Origin of the sequence: Novosphingobium capsulatum NBRC 12533, from assembly GCF_001598375.1 — a bacterium.
GTDB lineage: Bacteria > Pseudomonadota > Alphaproteobacteria > Sphingomonadales > Sphingomonadaceae > Novosphingobium > Novosphingobium capsulatum.
Genome location: NZ_BCYV01000006.1, coordinates 308,659 through 324,103, shown reverse-complemented (window position 1 = coordinate 324,103; position 15,445 = coordinate 308,659). Strand labels below are relative to the sequence as shown.

Below are 15,445 nucleotides of genomic sequence, written 5' to 3'. Positions count from 1 at the left end.
GCGCGCTGGCTCAGTCTGGCGTTGAAGGTGTCGCCACGGCGCCGTGATCGCGGCCGAAATCGGGGCGGGCATCGTCCTGGCCCATCGCGATGATCGAGCGGCGGATCGCCCGGGTGCGGGTGAAATGGTCGAACAGCGCGGCGCCATCGCCTTTGCGGATTGCCTTCTGCAGCTCGGTCAGGTCTTCGGTAAAGACCTGCAGCATGGTCAGCACGGCATCGCGGTTGTGCAGGAACACGTCGCGCCACATCGTCGGGTCAGAGGCGGCGATGCGGGTGAAATCGCGAAAGCCGCCGGCCGAATACTTGATCACCTCGCTCTGCGTCACCTCTTCCAGGTCAGACGCGGTGCCCACGATCGTGTAGGCGATGAGGTGGGGCAGGTGGCTGGTCACCGCCAGCACCAGATCGTGGTGGGCCGCGTCCATCATTTCGACGCGCGCGCCCAGGCCTTCCCAGAACGCGGCGACGCGCGCCACGGCCGTGGCATCGGCGCCATCGGGCGGGGTGAGGATGCACCAGCGCCCAGCGAACAGCGTGGCAAAGCCGGCGTCGGGCCCGCTCTGCTCGGTGCCGGCAACGGGGTGGGCGGGCACGATCGTGGCATGGGGCAGCGCATCGCCCAGGGCCTTGAGCACGCTGGCCTTGCTCGACCCCACATCGCTGACCACGCAGCCGGCGGGCAGATACGGCGCCACGGCGGCAGCAGCAGCGGCCATGGCACCCACCGGCACGCAGAAGACCACGAGGTCTACATCGGCCACCGCCTGCGCCGGCGTGGCGGCGATGGTGTCGGCCAGGCCGATCTGCGCCGCGCGCGCCCGCACCGCCGCATCGGCGTCATAGCCGGTAACGATCACCCCGGCCATGTGCGCGTGCGCCGCCAGCGCCACCGATCCGCCCAGCAGGCCCAGACCGATGACCGCAATGCGCGTGAAGGGTGCAGCGCTCACCGGGCCGTGCCTGGCGCAGCGTCTGCCATGGTGCGCAGCGCGCCGGCGATGGCATCCATCTGCGCGGGCGTGCCGATGGTGATGCGCAGGCACTGCGGCAGCCCCTGCCCGGGCAGCCAGCGGGTGATATACCCAGCATCCATCAGGCCCAGATACGCCGCCTCTGCCGTGAGCGCGCCGGTAAACTCGATCAGCACGAAGTTGGCCTGGCTCGGCAGCGCGCGCAGCCCGTGGTTGCCCAGCGCCTCCAACGCGGCGACGAACCGCGCGCGCTCGGCCCGGTTGTGCGCGGCCGATGCCTTGACGAACGCCTGATCGTGCACCGCCGCCAGCCCCATCGCCTGCCCGGTGAGCGAGACGTTGAACGGCCCGCGAATGCGGTTGAGCATGTCGATCACGTCAACCGGCCCGGTGGCCCAGCCGATCCGCTCTCCGGCCAGGCCATAGATCTTGGAGAACGTGCGCGTGACCAGCACGTTGGCGGCCGTACGCGCCAGATCGAGCGCACCATCGTCATCGTCTGCCGCGACATATTCGGCATAGGCCTGGTCCACCACCAGCAAGACATCGGGGCGCAGGCCGGCATGCAGCCGCGCCAGTTCGGCACGGCCGATATAGCTGCCGGTGGGATTGTTGGGATTGGCCAGGAACACCACACGGGTCCGCTCGGTCACCGCCGCGAGCAGCGCATCGACATCGGTGCCGAAATCGGTGTCGGGCGCTTCCACGGGCGTTGCGCCACAACGCCGTGCCGCGATCGGATAGACCGAAAAGCCATAGCGCACGAACAGCACTTCATCGCCCACCCCGGCATAGGCCTGGGCCGCGATATGCAGCAGTTCATCCGAGCCCGTGCCCATCACGATGCGCGCGGGATCGAGCCCGTGCAGCGCGGCCAGCGCGCCGCGCAGATCCTTGCTGTCAGGATCGGGATAGAGCGCGGCATTGGCCACCTGCGCACGCGCCGCCATGGCCGCCGCGCTGGTGCCCAGCGGGTTTTCGTTGGCCGACAGCTTGATCAACGGCTGCCCATCCAGCCCGGCCGATTTGCCCGGCACATAGGCATGGATCGCCTTGATCCAGTCCTTGGGCTGCGGCCGCGAACGGTCGAGGCTGGCGGTCTGGGCGGATGCGGGCGTGGTCTGGTCGGTCATGATGGCATGGGCTTTACGCCATGAACCGCGCAATTCAAGCGTTACGCAGCATCCGTCCAAGCGAGCCCGGCGCCGTTCCAGTCGGTCGCCATGGCAAAGGCGGGCATCGTCACCTTGGCATTGGGGCCACGGTTGATCTGCAACGGCCCGTTGGGGCCGGCGCCCAGGGTCAGCCCGGCAGCGGAAAGCTGATAGGGCGAGACGCGATAGCGCGTGCACAGGCCGCCATTGCCATCGCTGACCAGTTCCTGTTCGAACTCAAGCCCCTGCTGATGGCCCTGGCTGCGCCGCACGCGCGACACCACCAGCTGCCCATCGCCCAGGTCGAGCACGAAGGGCGTGTCGAGCGGCACTTCGAGCAGCCCCTCGATCAGCGCGCCCGATTTCGAGAGGTTGCGCAGCACCACGGGGTAATAGTGATCCTCGTGCACCACGCCCACGCGGCGGAACATCGCCTGCCGCTGATGCCGCTGGCGCGCCGGGCCGGATGGCTCGATGGTCCAATCGCCACCGGAAAGGCCGGCGACGAACGTGTCGTTGTCGAGCGGCTGGCTATAGATGAAGCCCTGGACATGGCTGACGCACAGCGCTTTCATCAGGTCGAACTGGTCAAAGCTTTCCACGCCCTCGGCCGTGGTTTCCATATCCAGCGCCTGGGCCAGCGCGACGATGGCGGTGATGATCGCACGGTTGCGGTTGCCCGGCTGGGTCGCGCCGCGCACGAACGACTGGTCGATCTTGATCTTGTCGAACGGCGCGCTTTTGAGATAGCCGAGACTGGAATAGCCGGTACCGAAATCATCGAGCGCCAGGCGCACGCCCAGGCCCTTGAGCGCGTTGAACCGCGCATCGGTCTGGCCGCCTTCTTCCAGAAACACGCCTTCGGTGATTTCCAGTTCCAGCCGCGCGGGATCGAGCCCGGATTGCGCAAGGGCCGAGGTGACCAGCGCAGGAAATGCCTCGTCGGCAAACTGCACGGGCGAGACATTGACCGCCACGCGCAGTGGGACTTCCCAGCCAGCTGCATCGGCGCAGGCCTTGCGCAACACCCATTCGCCGATCGTGCGGATGAGATTGGATTCCTCGGCAATGGGGATGAACCGCGCCGGCGATACCTGGCCATGTTCGGGATGGTTCCAGCGCAGCAGCGCCTCCACCCCGATCACCTGGTTGCTCTGCGCCTTGACGATGGGTTGGTAGTGCAGGGCAAACTGGCCCTGCGCCAGGGCATCGTGCAGGTCCTCCTCCAAGGCCTTGCGATCTTCTGCTGCCTTGAGCAGGTCGCTGGAAAAGAAGCGGAAGCGCCCGCGCCCGCTGCCCTTGGCGGCATAGAGCGCAAGATCGGCGCTGCGCACTAGGTCGTCGGCCGCCGCGCCATCGAACGGGGCAATCGCCACGCCGATCGACGCGCCGATCAGGCAGCGGCTGCCATCGATCAGATAGGGCTGGGAAATATCCTCGATCAGGGCTTCGGCCAGTTCGCCCAGGTGTCCGCGATCCTCCACCTCGGGCAGGATGATCTGGAATTCATCGCCGCCCAGCCGGCACACGCGGCTGGCATCGCCCACCAGGCGTACCAGGCGATCGGCCACCTGCTTGAGCAGGGCATCACCGGCAGCGTGGCCCAGCGTGTCGTTGACCTGCTTGAAGCGATCGAGATCGATCAGCATCGTGGCGCAACCGCGCCGGGTGGAGGCCAGCGCGGCAAGCTTGCGCGCCAGCGTCTGGTTCATGTGACGGCGATTGGCGAGGCCGGTCAGCGGATCGTGCAGCGCCATGTGCGAGCTTTCCTCGGCATGGCGGCGCTGGTCGCTGATATCGGCGCAATGGCCGTGGAAGCCGGCAAACTGGCCGCGATGGTGCACGGCTTCGCCCGACAACGACCACCAGCGCGGCTGGCTGGCCGGCCCGGTGCGCACGGTCAGCCGTTCAAAGCGGGTGCGCCGCGCCAGCACGAAGCGCAGCGAGCGCTCGCTGCCATTGTCGCCCTGGGTTTCATCGTGGTGGAACAGATCGAGCAGGGTGCGGCCCAGCGGGTCGCCTTCGCCCGCAAGCAGCGCGCGCGCGGCAGGGGATAGGTAGGTCAGCCGGCCATCAGCATCGCTCGACCAGAACGCCCCCAGCCCAAGCGCTTCATAGGCGCGGCACAGCGCGGTGGCATGATCGGGCGCGAGGCCAGTGGCCTTGGCGGCATCCCTGGCCGTGGGCGCAGCGGCAGGCGCGCCCGCAACACCATCGGACCGTTCATTGCCACTGTTGCCTGGCCTGCCCCAGGCCATGCGCCGGATCACCATCAGAATCTCCGCCCAAGGGACGCTTTCGCTCAGGTGTTCTACGATGGGACGATTGCCTGATCGTTAACTTTGCAAAGCCGCCCGGGGGCTGCCGAGCGAACAAAAAAGAAGGCCGGAAGCGCGTGCGCTTCCGGCCCAGGTCGTTCGCAGGAGGAACATGGTTTGGCGGAGGAGGGGGAGAGAGGGAGAGGATCAGGCCCCCCACCCCGCCAAGCTGGTGAAAACTTACATATTGTAGGCGCGTTCGCCGTGTTCGGAGATGTCGAGGCCTTCGCGCTCGGCTTCTTCGGTCGGACGCAGGCCGATCGTCTTGTCGAGAGCGATGAACAGGACCGCCGAGACACCGCCCGAGAGTACCAGGGTGACGCACACGGCCTTCACCTGGGTGATGATCTGGGCAACCATGTCATAGGTGCCGGCCTTGGCGGGGAACACGGTGTAGTCGATCCAGCCCTGGCCACCCAGCGAAGGGTCGGCCACGATGGCGGTGCCGATGGCGCCGACGATCCCGCCGACACAGTGCACGCCGAACACGTCGAGCGTGTCGTCATACTTGAGGGCGTTCTTGACGGTGGTGACGAAGAAGAAGCAGATCGGCGAGACGACGAGGCCGAGGACGATGGCGCCCATCGGCGCGGCATAGCCGGCCGCCGGGGTGATCGCGACGAGGCCAGCGACGGCACCCGAGGCTGCGCCCAGCATCGAGGGCTTGCCATGCTTGATCTGTTCGACAACCGACCAGGAGACGGCGGCGGCGGCAGTGGCGACGAAGGTATTGATGAAGGCGAGCGCGGTGGCCGCGTTCGATTCCAGGCCCGAACCGGCGTTGAAGCCGAACCAGCCCACCCACAGCAGCGAGGCGCCGATCATGGTCATGGTCAGCGAGTGCGGCGGGGTGGCTTCCTTGCCAAAGCCCAGGCGCTTGCCGATCACGAGGCAGCCGACGAGGCCCGCGATACCAGCGTTGATGTGCACCACGGTGCCGCCGGCAAAGTCCAGGCCGCCCCAGCCATAGATCAGGCCGGCGTCGGAGGTATTGGACGACAGGAAGTCAGGACCGGCGAAGTACCACACCATGTGGGCCATCGGGAAATAGACCAGGGTGAGCCACAGCACGGTGAAGATCATCAGCGGCGTGAACTTCACGCGCTCGGCAAAGGCGCCCACGATCAGCGCCGGCGTGATGCAGGCGAAGGTCATCTGGAAGATGACATAGACATATTCGGGCAGGTAGACGTTGTTGGAGAACGTCGCTGCATAAGTCGAGGTGGAAACCCCCGCCAGGAACATCTTGGAGAAGCCGCCGACATAGGGCGAGCCGCCGGTGAAGGCCATCGAATAGCCCCAGCAGACCCAGCACAGCGCCGCGACCGACACGATCATCAGCACCTGCATCAGCACCGAGAGCATGTTCTTGGTGCGCACCAGGCCGCCGTAGAACAGCGCCAGGGCGGGGATGCTCATCATCAGCACCAGAGCGGCCGAGACCAGCATCCAGGCGACGTCACCCTTGTTGACCATGGTGGCCATCTGGTCGGCCGTGGGGGCCTTGATCGGCCCGGTTTGCGCAAAGGCGGCAGAGGCCATGCCGAGGCTGAGCCCGGCTGCCGTCATGCCACTGATCATCTTGCGGATCATATGGTTTCCCCTCTGTTCGGAAGTCACAGCGCCATATCGCCGCTTTCGCCGGTGCGAATGCGCACCGCCGAAGCGAGATCGAGCACGAAGATCTTGCCGTCGCCGATCGCCTCGGTGCTGGCGGTTTGCTGGATGGTCTCGACAATCTGCGCCGCGAGGTCGTCGCTGGCAGCGATTTCGAGCTTCACCTTGGGCAGCATGTTCGTGGAGTATTCGGCGCCGCGGTAGATCTCGGTCTGGCCCTTCTGTCGGCCAAAACCCTTCACTTCCGACACCGTCATCCCAGCAACGCCCAGACCCGACAGCGCTTCACGCACTTCGTCGAGCTTGAACGGCTTGATGATGGCGATGATGAATTTCATTCATGCCCCCTTTCACGGCCTCAACCAGCCGGTGCGGAACCGGCATGAATTGCTAAAGCAAGGGGCGTGCCAAATCCGTTTTCTTACGAAATCAGCGATTCACGGAAACCATATCCATTGTCGAGCGTTTCGCCGCCGCTCGATTCTTGTGCAGCGCACAGAATCTGCCTAAATTTTAGGCAGGAGCTTTCCCACTCAGCCGCAGCCGTGCCCACACCGGCAGGTGATCCGACGCCTGCTGCGCCAGGGGGCTATGGTGCACGCCGACGCCGTCGACCACCCAGTCGTGGCTGGCGACGATACGGTCGAGCTGGCCCAGCGGGCGCCGCGCGGGAAAGCTGCGGCCGGGCGCGAGAACTGAAAGATCGCCGGGAAAGGCCTGGAGCGCGCCGCCGCGCGGCGCCCATTCGTTGAAATCGCCCATCAGCACGCGGGGGCCGCGCCCGGCCGCCGCGCAGGCCACGCGCACCTGCTGGCGGCGGCGCAGGCCCGACAGGTCGAGATGCATGCCGATTACGCGCACGCCCTGCCCGGCCCATTCGAGATCCACCGCCACCGCCCCGCGCGGCTCCAGCGTGGGCAGGGGCACGGCATGGCACCCGGTCACCACCAGGTCACGCCGCACCAGGATGACATTGCCGTGCCAGCCCAGGCTGCCCGCCCGGCGCGCGCGATCAATCACACCCGGCGCCACCGCGCGCCACGGGCTGCCATGGGCGAGCAGTGTGGGCGGGATCACCGCCTCGCGCGTGCCAAAGCGATTGTCCGCTTCCTGCAGCGCGATCACGTCGGCGCCCACCTCGTGCAGCACCATCAGGATACGCTCGGGATCGCAGCGCCGGTCCGCGCCCACGCCCTTGTGGATATTGTAGCTGGCAAAGACCAGCGAATCGGCCGCCTGCATGGCCGGCACCCGCGCGATCAGAGGAAATCGCGCAGGGTGGCGACGAAGCGATCGAACTGATCGTGGTGCAACCAGTGCCCGGCGTTCTCGAATTCGACCACCTCGGCCGAGCGGAAGTGCTCGATCCGCCCGTCACGAATCGGATTGCCGGCCCAGGAATCCGCGCCGTTGAGCAGCAGGGTGGGGCTGGTGATCGCCTCCCACAGCTCGTGCTTGCGGTTCTGGGAAATGTCGTAGGGGTGTTCGATGTGCACGTAGGGATCGAACTTCCAGGTAAACGTGCCGTCTTCGTTGCGGTTGATGCCGTGGATCGTCAGGTGGCGGGCCTGGGCGTCGTTGATATAGGGGTTCTGCGCCTTCATGCGGGCGATCGCCGCCTCGATCGTGGGATAGCGGCGCGGCAGGCGCCCGGCGGCCTTGCGCTTTTCGGCGATATAATCGCGGATGCGGCGGGCAAAAGGCACGGCGCGCATGCGCGCTTCCCAGTCGGGGGTGGGGAAAATGCCCTCGATCGCCACCAGCTTGGCCACGTCTTCGGGAAACAGTCCGGCATAGCGCAGCGCCACGGCCGCGCCCATCGAATGGGCCACGATAGTCACCGGCGCCAGGCCCAGCTGGTGGATCAGCTGCGCCACGTCATAGACCATGTCCATCACGCGATAGTTGCCGTCAGAGGCCCATTCGCTGTCGCCATGGCCGCGATGATCGAGCGCGATGACATGCCAATCCTCGCACAGCGCCTCGGCCGTCCAGTCCCAGCTGCGACAATGGTCGCGCCCGCCATGGATCAGCAGCAGCGGTGGTTTCTCGGCGTTGCCCCAATCCACATAGTGGAGGCGCAGGCGTTGCGAGATGAAGGTGTTCGAAGTGGGACCGAGCAGATTCATGGCCCCACCCTGCCCATGCTGCACTGCGCTGGCAAGAGCGGGAACCATGCTGTCACCGACTTGGGGGAAATACCCCAAGGGCATTTGCGCGGACGGCACCCGAGGGATGATGCCGCCAAATCCGCGTTACCCGATCACAAACAGGGTCTTAACGTTCCTTGGTTGCGCTGAACGCCAGGTCGGGGTTGCGTTCCTGCTGATAGCTCACGTCCCAGGCCGAGCGCGCCATGAAGACGGGATCGCCATCGCGGTCCTTGGCCAGGTTCGACAGGTTGAAATCGGCAAAGGCCCGCAAGGCCTCGGGCGTGCCCTTGAGCCAGCGCGCGGTATCGAACGGCGAGGGTTCGAGCACGGCCTCCACCTTGTATTCCGCTTCCAGTCGGCTGATCAGCACGTCGAGCTGCAGCTGCCCGACCACGCCCACGATCCACTGTGAGCCGATTTCCGGGTAGAACACCTGGATCACGCCCTCTTCGGAAAGATCGTCGAGCGCCTTGCGCAATTGCTTGGTCTTGGTCGGGTCTTTCAGCACCACGCGGCGCAGGATTTCGGGCGCGAAGTTGGGCAGCCCGGTAAAGCGCACGTCGTTCTTTTCCGACAGCGTATCGCCCACGCGCAGCGTGCCGTGGTTGGGAATGCCGATGATATCGCCCGCTTCGGCGCTGTCGGCAATCTCGCGGTCCTGGGCAAAGAACAGGATCGGCGAATGCACCGCGATCGGCTTGCCCAGCCCCGAAGGCGTCAGCTTCATGCCGCGCTTGAACGTGCCCGATACCATGCGCATGAACGCGATACGGTCACGGTGCTGCGGGTCCATGTTGGCCTGCACCTTGAAGATGAAGCCGGTCACGTCCTCGCGCGTCGGGTCGATCGTGCCCTGGTCGCTGGCCTGCGGGCGCGGCGGCGGAGCAAAGCGGTCGATCGCCGCGATCAGTTCGGCCACGCCAAAGTTCTTGAGCGCCGATCCGAAATAGACCGGCGTCAGGTCGCCATGGCGATAGGCGGCCAGGTCGAACTGCGGATAGCCTTCACGGCCAAGCTCGATCTCTTCGGCAAATTCATCGGGAATGGCGCCGGCGGCCGGATCGCGCTTGCCCAGGAACTCGCGGCTGTCACCTTCGGGGCGGGCAATGGTTTCGCTGGCAAAGTCATAGACGCCTTCAAAGATGCCGCCCATGCCCACCGGCCAGCTCATCGGCGCAACGTCGAGCGCCAGGGCATCGGCCACCTCGTCGAGCGTTTCGAACACCGGGCGGCCTTCGCGGTCCACCTTGTTGACGAACGTGATGATCGGCACCGAACGCATGCGGCACACTTCGAAAAGCTTGCGCGTCTGCGGCTCGATCCCCTTGGCCGCGTCGATCACCATGATCGCCGAATCGACCGCGGTGAGCGTGCGATAGGTGTCTTCGGAAAAGTCTTCGTGGCCCGGGGTATCGAGCAGGTTGAAGACGGTGCCGTCCTTCTGGAACGTCATCACCGAAGAGGTCACCGAAATGCCGCGCTGCTGCTCGATCTTCATCCAGTCAGACCGGGCACGCCGCGCCTGGCCGCGCGCCTTCACTTCGCCAGCCAGGTGGATGGCGCCGCCTTGCAGCAGCAGCTTTTCCGTCAGCGTGGTCTTGCCCGCGTCGGGGTGGGAAATGATGGCAAAGGTGCGGCGATTGGACATAGTCCGCGCCGCTTAGCCGCCCCTGACGGTCACGTCCATGCGGAAGCTGCGGCTCTCGCCCGGGGCAAGCAGGACGATGCCCGGCTTTTGCGTGATATCGCCGGTAAAGCCTTCGGGATCGGCGTGGCCGGCCCAGGGCTCGATGCAGATATAGTGCGCGCCGGGCACCTGCCACAGGCCCAGCATCGCCATGTCGGGGAACGCCACGTCGAGTGCCGGGCCGCCTTCCACGCCATAGGTCAGCGCGCGGCTGGCGAGGTCGGTCCAGATCACCGCGTCGTTGGTGAACAGTTGCTCACGCAGCGGCAGCATGCGGCCGCGCACCGGGGTGGCATAACGGCGTTCGAGCACCAGCCCGGTCTGCTTGTTGACCCGCGCGATCGGCTCGGGCTCGTCCTTGGTGAAGACCAGGCGGTGGGCATGCTTGTCGGTGCTGCCCGGCAAAGGCCAGGCAAAGGCTGGGTGATAGCCAAAACTGAACGGCAGCGTTTCATTACCCGGATTGCTGACGGTCGCGGTCACCGCCAGGGTCGCCCCTTCCACGGCAAAGGCCATGTCGAGCACGAAGGCAAAGGGATAGACCGCGCGCGTCTCGGCCGAATCGCGCAGACGGAAATGTGCCGTGGCGCCATCATGGGCGACGAGCGCAAAATCAGACCGGCGGGCAAAGCCATGGCGCGGCAGCGTATAGGCCTTGCCATCGTGATGCAGCGTATCGCCGGCCAGCGACCCAACGATCGGGAACAGCACCGGGGCATGGCCGGTCCAGAACGCCGGATCGGCATCGGTCATCCACTGCTGCCCGGCGCGATCGGTGATCGACCACAGCTCTGCCCCCAGCGGATTGATCGCGGCGGTCAGCGTCTCGGACGCGATCGTGACAAGAGCAGGCTGGGTCATGGCCACAGGGTATGGCCAGAGCGCGCGCTCTTCGCAAGTGCGGTATGATCAGGCGTTGCGCGAGTGTCCTTCGACAAGCTCAGGGCGAACGGAAACAGGCAAAACCTGAAATCCCGTTCGGGCTGAGCCTGTCGAAGCCCCAAGGCTACCCTAGCCGCGCAGAACGCCGCCCTGCTTGGCCGCAGCGGCGACGATCTTGTCGGAAATCGCCTTGAGGGCGGCTTCGTCGAAGCTCTTGTCGCCTGGCTGCAACGTCACCTCGATGGCCAGGCTGCGCTGGCCTTCGGGAACGCCCTGGCCGCGGAAATCGTCGAACACGCGGGCAGCGACAATGCTGGCCTTGTCAGCACCCTTGACCGCACGCAGCACGTCGCCCGCCGGCACCTTGGCATCGACCAGGAACGCAAAGTCGCGCGTCACGGCCTGGAGCGCAGGCGGGGCAAAATGCGGACGGGCAAAGCCCGGCGCAGCCTTCTTGGCCGGCACGCGATCGAGGAACAGCTCGACCACCGCGACCGGCACATCCAGGCCAAAGGCCTTGGCCGTGGCGGGGTGGATCATGCCAAAGCGCGCCAGAACCTGCTTGGGGCCAAGGCGCAGCGTGGCCGACTGGCCGGGATGGAACTGGCTGCCCGCCTCGCCCATCACCTGCAGGTTTTCCACCGGGGCGCCGGCCTGGGCCAGCAGGGCCATGGCTTCGGCCTTGGCATCGAACGCGTCGAAAGGCTGCGCCTTGCCGCTGGCCCAGCCACGCGCGGTGCGCTCGCCCGCCAGGACCACGGCCAGGCTGAGGCGTTCATCGCTGCTGCCATCGTCGGCGCGCAGATAGCGGCGGCCGATTTCGAACAAGCGCACGCTGGACGCGCCGCGATCGCAATTGCGCCGTGCCGCCGCCAGCAAGCCGGGCAGCAGCGAGGGGCGCATCGCCTTCAAGTCTTCCGAGATCGGATTGGCCAGCGTCCACACGAATTGCCCATCGGCAAAGTGTTCGGCCTGGGCCGGGGGCAGGAACGACCAGGTCACCGCCTCATGCAGCCCACGCGCGGCCGCGGCGCGGCGCAGGCGGCGTTCAAGCATCTGCACCGGGGTAGCAGTGGGCCGTGCCACGCCATCGGTGCGCGGCAGCGGGGTGGACGGCACGGCGTCGAGGCCATGCACGCGGATCACTTCCTCCACCAGATCGGGCGCGCCGGCGATGTCAGGGCGCCAGGTCGGCACGGTGACGGTCCAATCCGCGTCCACGCCAAAGCCTAGCGCGGCCAGGATGCGCTTCTGTTCGCCCTGGGCCACGGCAACGCCGCCCAACTGGCCAGCCAGCGCCGGATCATAGGCCAGGCTGCGCTGCGCCACCGGGGCCACGCCCACGCGCACCACTTCACTGGCCTGGCCGCCGCAGATCTCGAGGATCAGCGCGGTCAGAAGGTCCATGCCGGTATCGAGGAACGCGGGATCGACGCCGCGTTCGAACCGGCCGCGGGCATCGCTGGCCAGCGCCAGCGCCTGCCCGGTGCGGGCGATATGCGCCGGGTCGAAATAGGCAACTTCCAGCAGCACGTCGGTGGTCGTATCCGAACAGCCGGAATGCTCACCACCCATGATGCCGCCGATATCGTGCACGCCGGCATCGTCGGCAATCACGGTCATGAACGGCTGGAGCGTGTATTCCTTGCCGTTGAGCGCGACGACGGTTTCGCCTTCGCGCGCCAGCCGAGCGGTGACGGCGCCGGTCAGCTTGGCCAGGTCATAGGCATGGGCCGGGCGGCCATAGCCGAGCATGACGTAGTTGGTGATGTCCACCAGTGCCGAGATCGGGCGCTGGCCGGCAGCCTTGAGCCGGTCCTGCAGCCACTGCGGCGAGGCGCCGTTGGTCACGCCCCTGATCACGCGGCCATAGAATGCCGGGCAGCCGGCCGCATCCTCGATGCGGATGTCGACCGGGCACGGGCCAGTGCCGGTCACCGGGGCCACGTCGATGGCGCGGAGCGTGCCGATGCCGGCCGCCGCCAGATCGCGGGCAATGCCATAGACGCCCATGCAATCGGGGCGGTTGGGCGTGATCGCCACGTCGAACACCGGGTCAGACCCGATATAGTCGGCAAACGACTGCCCCAGCGCGGTGTCTTCGGGCAGTTCGATGATGCCGTCGTGTTCCTCGCCCAGGCCCAGTTCGCGGGTGGAACACATCATACCGTTGGATTCGACACCGCGAATCGCGCTCTTGCGCAGTTCCATGCCATTGGCCGGAACGACCGCACCGGGCAGGCCGAGCACGCCGACGAGCCCCGCGCGCGCATTGGGCGCGCCGCAGACCACCTGGAGCGGCGAGCCATCACCCAGATCGACGCTGAGCACCTGGAGCTTGTCAGCCTGTGGATGCTTTTCCGCCGTCAGCACGCGGGCGACGCGGAACTGCTTGAGCGCGGCCGACGCGTCGGTCACGCTTTCGATTTCCAGGCCCAGGCTGGTGAGCTTTTCGGCAATCTCGGTGGCGCTCGCTTGCGTGTCGAGCAGCGCCTTGAGCCATGACAGGGAAAACTTCACGGCTTCACTCCCACGCCGCCCGAAAGGGTGGGCACGTCGAGCGCCCCGAATCCATAGTGGCCAAGCCAGCGGGCATCGCCATCGAAGAAGGCGCGCAGGTCATCCAGGCCGTACTTGAGCATGGCCAGGCGATCGACGCCGGTGCCAAAGGCAAAGCCCTGCCATTCATCGGGATCGAGCCCGCCAAATTCGATGACCTTGCGGTTGACCATGCCCGAGCCCAAGACTTCCATCCAGCCGCCGCCCGGCGCATCGCCGCTGCCGCCGACCACGCGCTTGCCGCCCACCAGGGTATAGCCCACGTCCACTTCCACCGAGGGTTCGGTGAACGGGAAATAGCTGGGGCGCAGGCGCAGGACGATGTCGTCGCGCTCGAAGAAGGCCTTGAGGAAGGTTTCCAGCGTCCACTTGAGGTGACCGAGGTGAATGCCCTTGTCGATCACCAGACCTTCGATCTGGTGGAACATCGGGGTGTGTGTGGCGTCGCTGTCAGAGCGATAGACGCGGCCTGGCGCGATGATACGCAACGGCGCACCGTCTTTCAGCATGGCACGGATCTGCACCGGAGAGGTGTGCGTGCGCAGCAGCATGTCGCGCCCTTCCCCGTCCTTGTCCGGGAAATAGAACGTGTCGTGCATCGCGCGCGCCGGATGCGTTTCGGGCATGTTGAGCGCGGTGAAGTTGTGCCAATCGTCTTCGATTTCCGGGCCGCTGGCCACGGCAAAGCCCATGTCGGCAAAGATTTCGGCCAGTTCGTCCATCACCTGGCTGACCGGGTGGACGCTGCCGCGCGGGCTTTCCGGCGCGGGCAGCGACAGGTCCACCGCCTCGGCCGCCAGGCGCGCATCGAGCGCGGCGCTTTCCAGCGCAGCCTTGCGGGCAGCAAGCGCAGTGGTCACCGCCTCGCGCGCGCCGTGAATCTGCGGGCCCTTGGCCTGGCGCTCTTCCGGGCTCAACTGGCCCATGGTCTTGAGCAGGGCGGAAACCCAGCCCTGCTTGCCGAGCGCGGACACGCGGATCGCCTCCAGCGCATCGAGCGTGGTGGCATCGGCAATGGCGCCGAGCGTTTCGGCCTGCTGTTGGTCTAGCTGTTCCATCGCGCCTGCCGCTAGCGCTTTGCGGGGCAGAAGGGAAGATGGGTTGCGTGTGTTGGGGAGTGGCAACATGCCCTCCCCCAACCCCTCCCGCAAGCGGGAGGGGAGCCTGGTTGCTCTCCCCCTCCCGCCTGCGGGAGGGGGGCGGGGGGAGGGCATGTTCGCGGAAACCCCCAAAGCAAAAGGCGCCCGCTCCTTTCGGAACGAGCGCCTTTAAAAGCTGTATCGCTGTGGCGATCAGGCGGCCGGAAGGGCAGCCTTGGCCTGGGCGATCACGGCCGCGAACACGCCGCCTTCGTTCATGGCGAGATCCGCCATGGCCTTGCGATCGAGTTCGATGCCGGCAAGCTTGGTGCCGTGGATGAACTGCGAATAGGTCAGGCCTTCAGCGCGGACGGCCGCGTTGATGCGCTGGATCCACAGGGCACGGAACGTGCGCTTCTTGACCTTGCGGTCGCGGTACGCGTACTGGCCAGCCTTTTCAACGGCTTGGCGGGCAACGCGGATCGTGTTCTTGCGACGGCCGCGGTAACCCTTGGCCTGGTCGAGAATACGCTTATGCTTGGCACGCGTGGTGGTGCCGCGCTTGATACGGGACATGGATCAGCCTCCTCAGTTCAGCCCGTAGGGCGCCCACTTCTTGATCACCTTCGCGTCAGCGTCGGAGATCACGTCGGTGCCGCGGTTCTGGCGGATGTACTTGGCGTTGTGGCTGATCAGGCGGTGGCGCTTGCCGGCCACGCCGTGCTTCACCTTGCCCGTAGCGGTAAGCTTGAAGCGCTTCTTCACACCGCTCTTGGTCTTGAGCTTGGGCATTTTCGTCTCCTTGTTCGACGCGGTGTACCTGCCGTGGCAGCCCTATGTGGCCAGGCAGGAACGCAGATCCGCGTGGATTGAAGGGGCGGCCCTTAACGAGGGTGGGCCGGTTTGGCAACTTGATTCGGGCCTGGGGAACAGGGCCCCTCCACCACCCGCTGCGCGGGCGGTCCCCCTCCCCACAGCGTGGGGAGGATCGAGGAGGTCCTCCCCGCTTGGCGGGGAGGTGGC

General features: G+C 66.3%; 13 protein-coding genes. All 13 read right to left on the bottom strand.

Annotated elements, in window-relative coordinates:
- Positions 1-10: 10 nt before the first annotated feature.
- Positions 11-952 carry a prephenate/arogenate dehydrogenase family protein gene (locus SCA01S_RS05155; RefSeq protein ID WP_062783528.1) on the bottom strand — a complete coding sequence of 314 codons (942 nt, stop codon included), beginning with the start codon at positions 950-952 and terminating at the stop codon, positions 11-13.
- Entirely contained in the window at positions 949-2,106 is a 1,158-nt protein-coding gene (gene hisC / locus SCA01S_RS05150) for a histidinol-phosphate transaminase (RefSeq protein WP_062783525.1), read from the bottom strand. The genes SCA01S_RS05155 and hisC overlap by 4 nt, the downstream gene beginning before the upstream one ends.
- Positions 2,107-2,147: 41 nt before the next feature.
- Positions 2,148-4,400 (bottom strand): putative bifunctional diguanylate cyclase/phosphodiesterase, encoded by a 2,253-nt coding sequence (locus tag SCA01S_RS05145; RefSeq protein ID WP_245652445.1) that lies wholly within the window; start codon positions 4,398-4,400, stop codon positions 2,148-2,150.
- Between the two features lie 225 nt (positions 4,401-4,625).
- Complete coding sequence (locus tag SCA01S_RS05140; RefSeq protein WP_107716457.1) at positions 4,626-6,038, bottom strand: ammonium transporter; 1,413 nt, start codon at positions 6,036-6,038, stop codon at positions 4,626-4,628.
- Between the two features lie 23 nt (positions 6,039-6,061).
- On the bottom strand, positions 6,062-6,400 hold the full coding sequence (locus SCA01S_RS05135; RefSeq protein ID WP_022674711.1) for a P-II family nitrogen regulator: 339 nt from the start codon (positions 6,398-6,400) through the stop codon (positions 6,062-6,064).
- Between the two features lie 175 nt (positions 6,401-6,575).
- Positions 6,576-7,304, bottom strand: coding sequence for an endonuclease/exonuclease/phosphatase family protein (locus SCA01S_RS05130; RefSeq protein WP_062783522.1), 729 nt, complete (start codon positions 7,302-7,304; stop codon positions 6,576-6,578).
- Positions 7,305-7,321: 17 nt separating this feature from the next.
- Positions 7,322-8,191, bottom strand: a complete 870-nt coding sequence (locus SCA01S_RS05125; RefSeq protein ID WP_022676508.1) for an alpha/beta fold hydrolase — start codon at positions 8,189-8,191, stop codon at positions 7,322-7,324.
- Between the two features lie 148 nt (positions 8,192-8,339).
- On the bottom strand, positions 8,340-9,863 hold the full coding sequence (locus SCA01S_RS05120) for a peptide chain release factor 3 (protein WP_022676507.1): 1,524 nt from the start codon (positions 9,861-9,863) through the stop codon (positions 8,340-8,342).
- A gap of 12 nt (positions 9,864-9,875) precedes the next feature.
- Positions 9,876-10,763, bottom strand: coding sequence for an aldose 1-epimerase family protein (locus SCA01S_RS05115; protein WP_062783519.1), 888 nt, complete (start codon positions 10,761-10,763; stop codon positions 9,876-9,878).
- 150 nt (positions 10,764-10,913) lie between these two features.
- Positions 10,914-13,304 (bottom strand): phenylalanine--tRNA ligase subunit beta, encoded by a 2,391-nt coding sequence (gene pheT / locus SCA01S_RS05110; protein WP_062783516.1) that lies wholly within the window; start codon positions 13,302-13,304, stop codon positions 10,914-10,916.
- Positions 13,301-14,401 carry a phenylalanine--tRNA ligase subunit alpha gene (gene pheS, locus SCA01S_RS05105; RefSeq protein WP_054131769.1) on the bottom strand — a complete coding sequence of 367 codons (1,101 nt, stop codon included), beginning with the start codon at positions 14,399-14,401 and terminating at the stop codon, positions 13,301-13,303. The genes pheT and pheS overlap by 4 nt, the downstream gene beginning before the upstream one ends.
- Before the next feature lie 234 nt (positions 14,402-14,635).
- Positions 14,636-14,998 carry a 50S ribosomal protein L20 gene (rplT, locus tag SCA01S_RS05100; protein ID WP_022676504.1) on the bottom strand — a complete coding sequence of 121 codons (363 nt, stop codon included), beginning with the start codon at positions 14,996-14,998 and terminating at the stop codon, positions 14,636-14,638.
- Between the two features lie 12 nt (positions 14,999-15,010).
- Positions 15,011-15,214, bottom strand: coding sequence for a 50S ribosomal protein L35 (rpmI, locus tag SCA01S_RS05095; protein ID WP_022676503.1), 204 nt, complete (start codon positions 15,212-15,214; stop codon positions 15,011-15,013).
- Between the last annotated feature and the right edge of the window lie 231 nt (positions 15,215-15,445).

Coding starts and splice junctions, on each gene's coding strand:
- hisC (WP_062783525.1), bottom strand. CDS start 2,106: ATGACCGACCAGACCACGCCCGCATCCGCCCAGACCGCCAGCCTCGAC.
- SCA01S_RS05145 (WP_245652445.1), bottom strand. CDS start 4,400: ATGGTGATCCGGCGCATGGCCTGGGGCAGGCCAGGCAACAGTGGCAAT.
- SCA01S_RS05140 (WP_107716457.1), bottom strand. CDS start 6,038: ATGATCCGCAAGATGATCAGTGGCATGACGGCAGCCGGGCTCAGCCTC.
- SCA01S_RS05135 (WP_022674711.1), bottom strand. CDS start 6,400: ATGAAATTCATCATCGCCATCATCAAGCCGTTCAAGCTCGACGAAGTG.
- SCA01S_RS05130 (WP_062783522.1), bottom strand. CDS start 7,304: ATGCAGGCGGCCGATTCGCTGGTCTTTGCCAGCTACAATATCCACAAG.
- SCA01S_RS05125 (WP_022676508.1), bottom strand. CDS start 8,191: ATGAATCTGCTCGGTCCCACTTCGAACACCTTCATCTCGCAACGCCTG.
- SCA01S_RS05120 (WP_022676507.1), bottom strand. CDS start 9,863: ATGTCCAATCGCCGCACCTTTGCCATCATTTCCCACCCCGACGCGGGC.
- SCA01S_RS05115 (WP_062783519.1), bottom strand. CDS start 10,763: ATGACCCAGCCTGCTCTTGTCACGATCGCGTCCGAGACGCTGACCGCC.
- pheS (WP_054131769.1), bottom strand. CDS start 14,401: ATGGAACAGCTAGACCAACAGCAGGCCGAAACGCTCGGCGCCATTGCC.
- rplT (WP_022676504.1), bottom strand. CDS start 14,998: ATGTCCCGTATCAAGCGCGGCACCACCACGCGTGCCAAGCATAAGCGT.
- rpmI (WP_022676503.1), bottom strand. CDS start 15,214: ATGCCCAAGCTCAAGACCAAGAGCGGTGTGAAGAAGCGCTTCAAGCTT.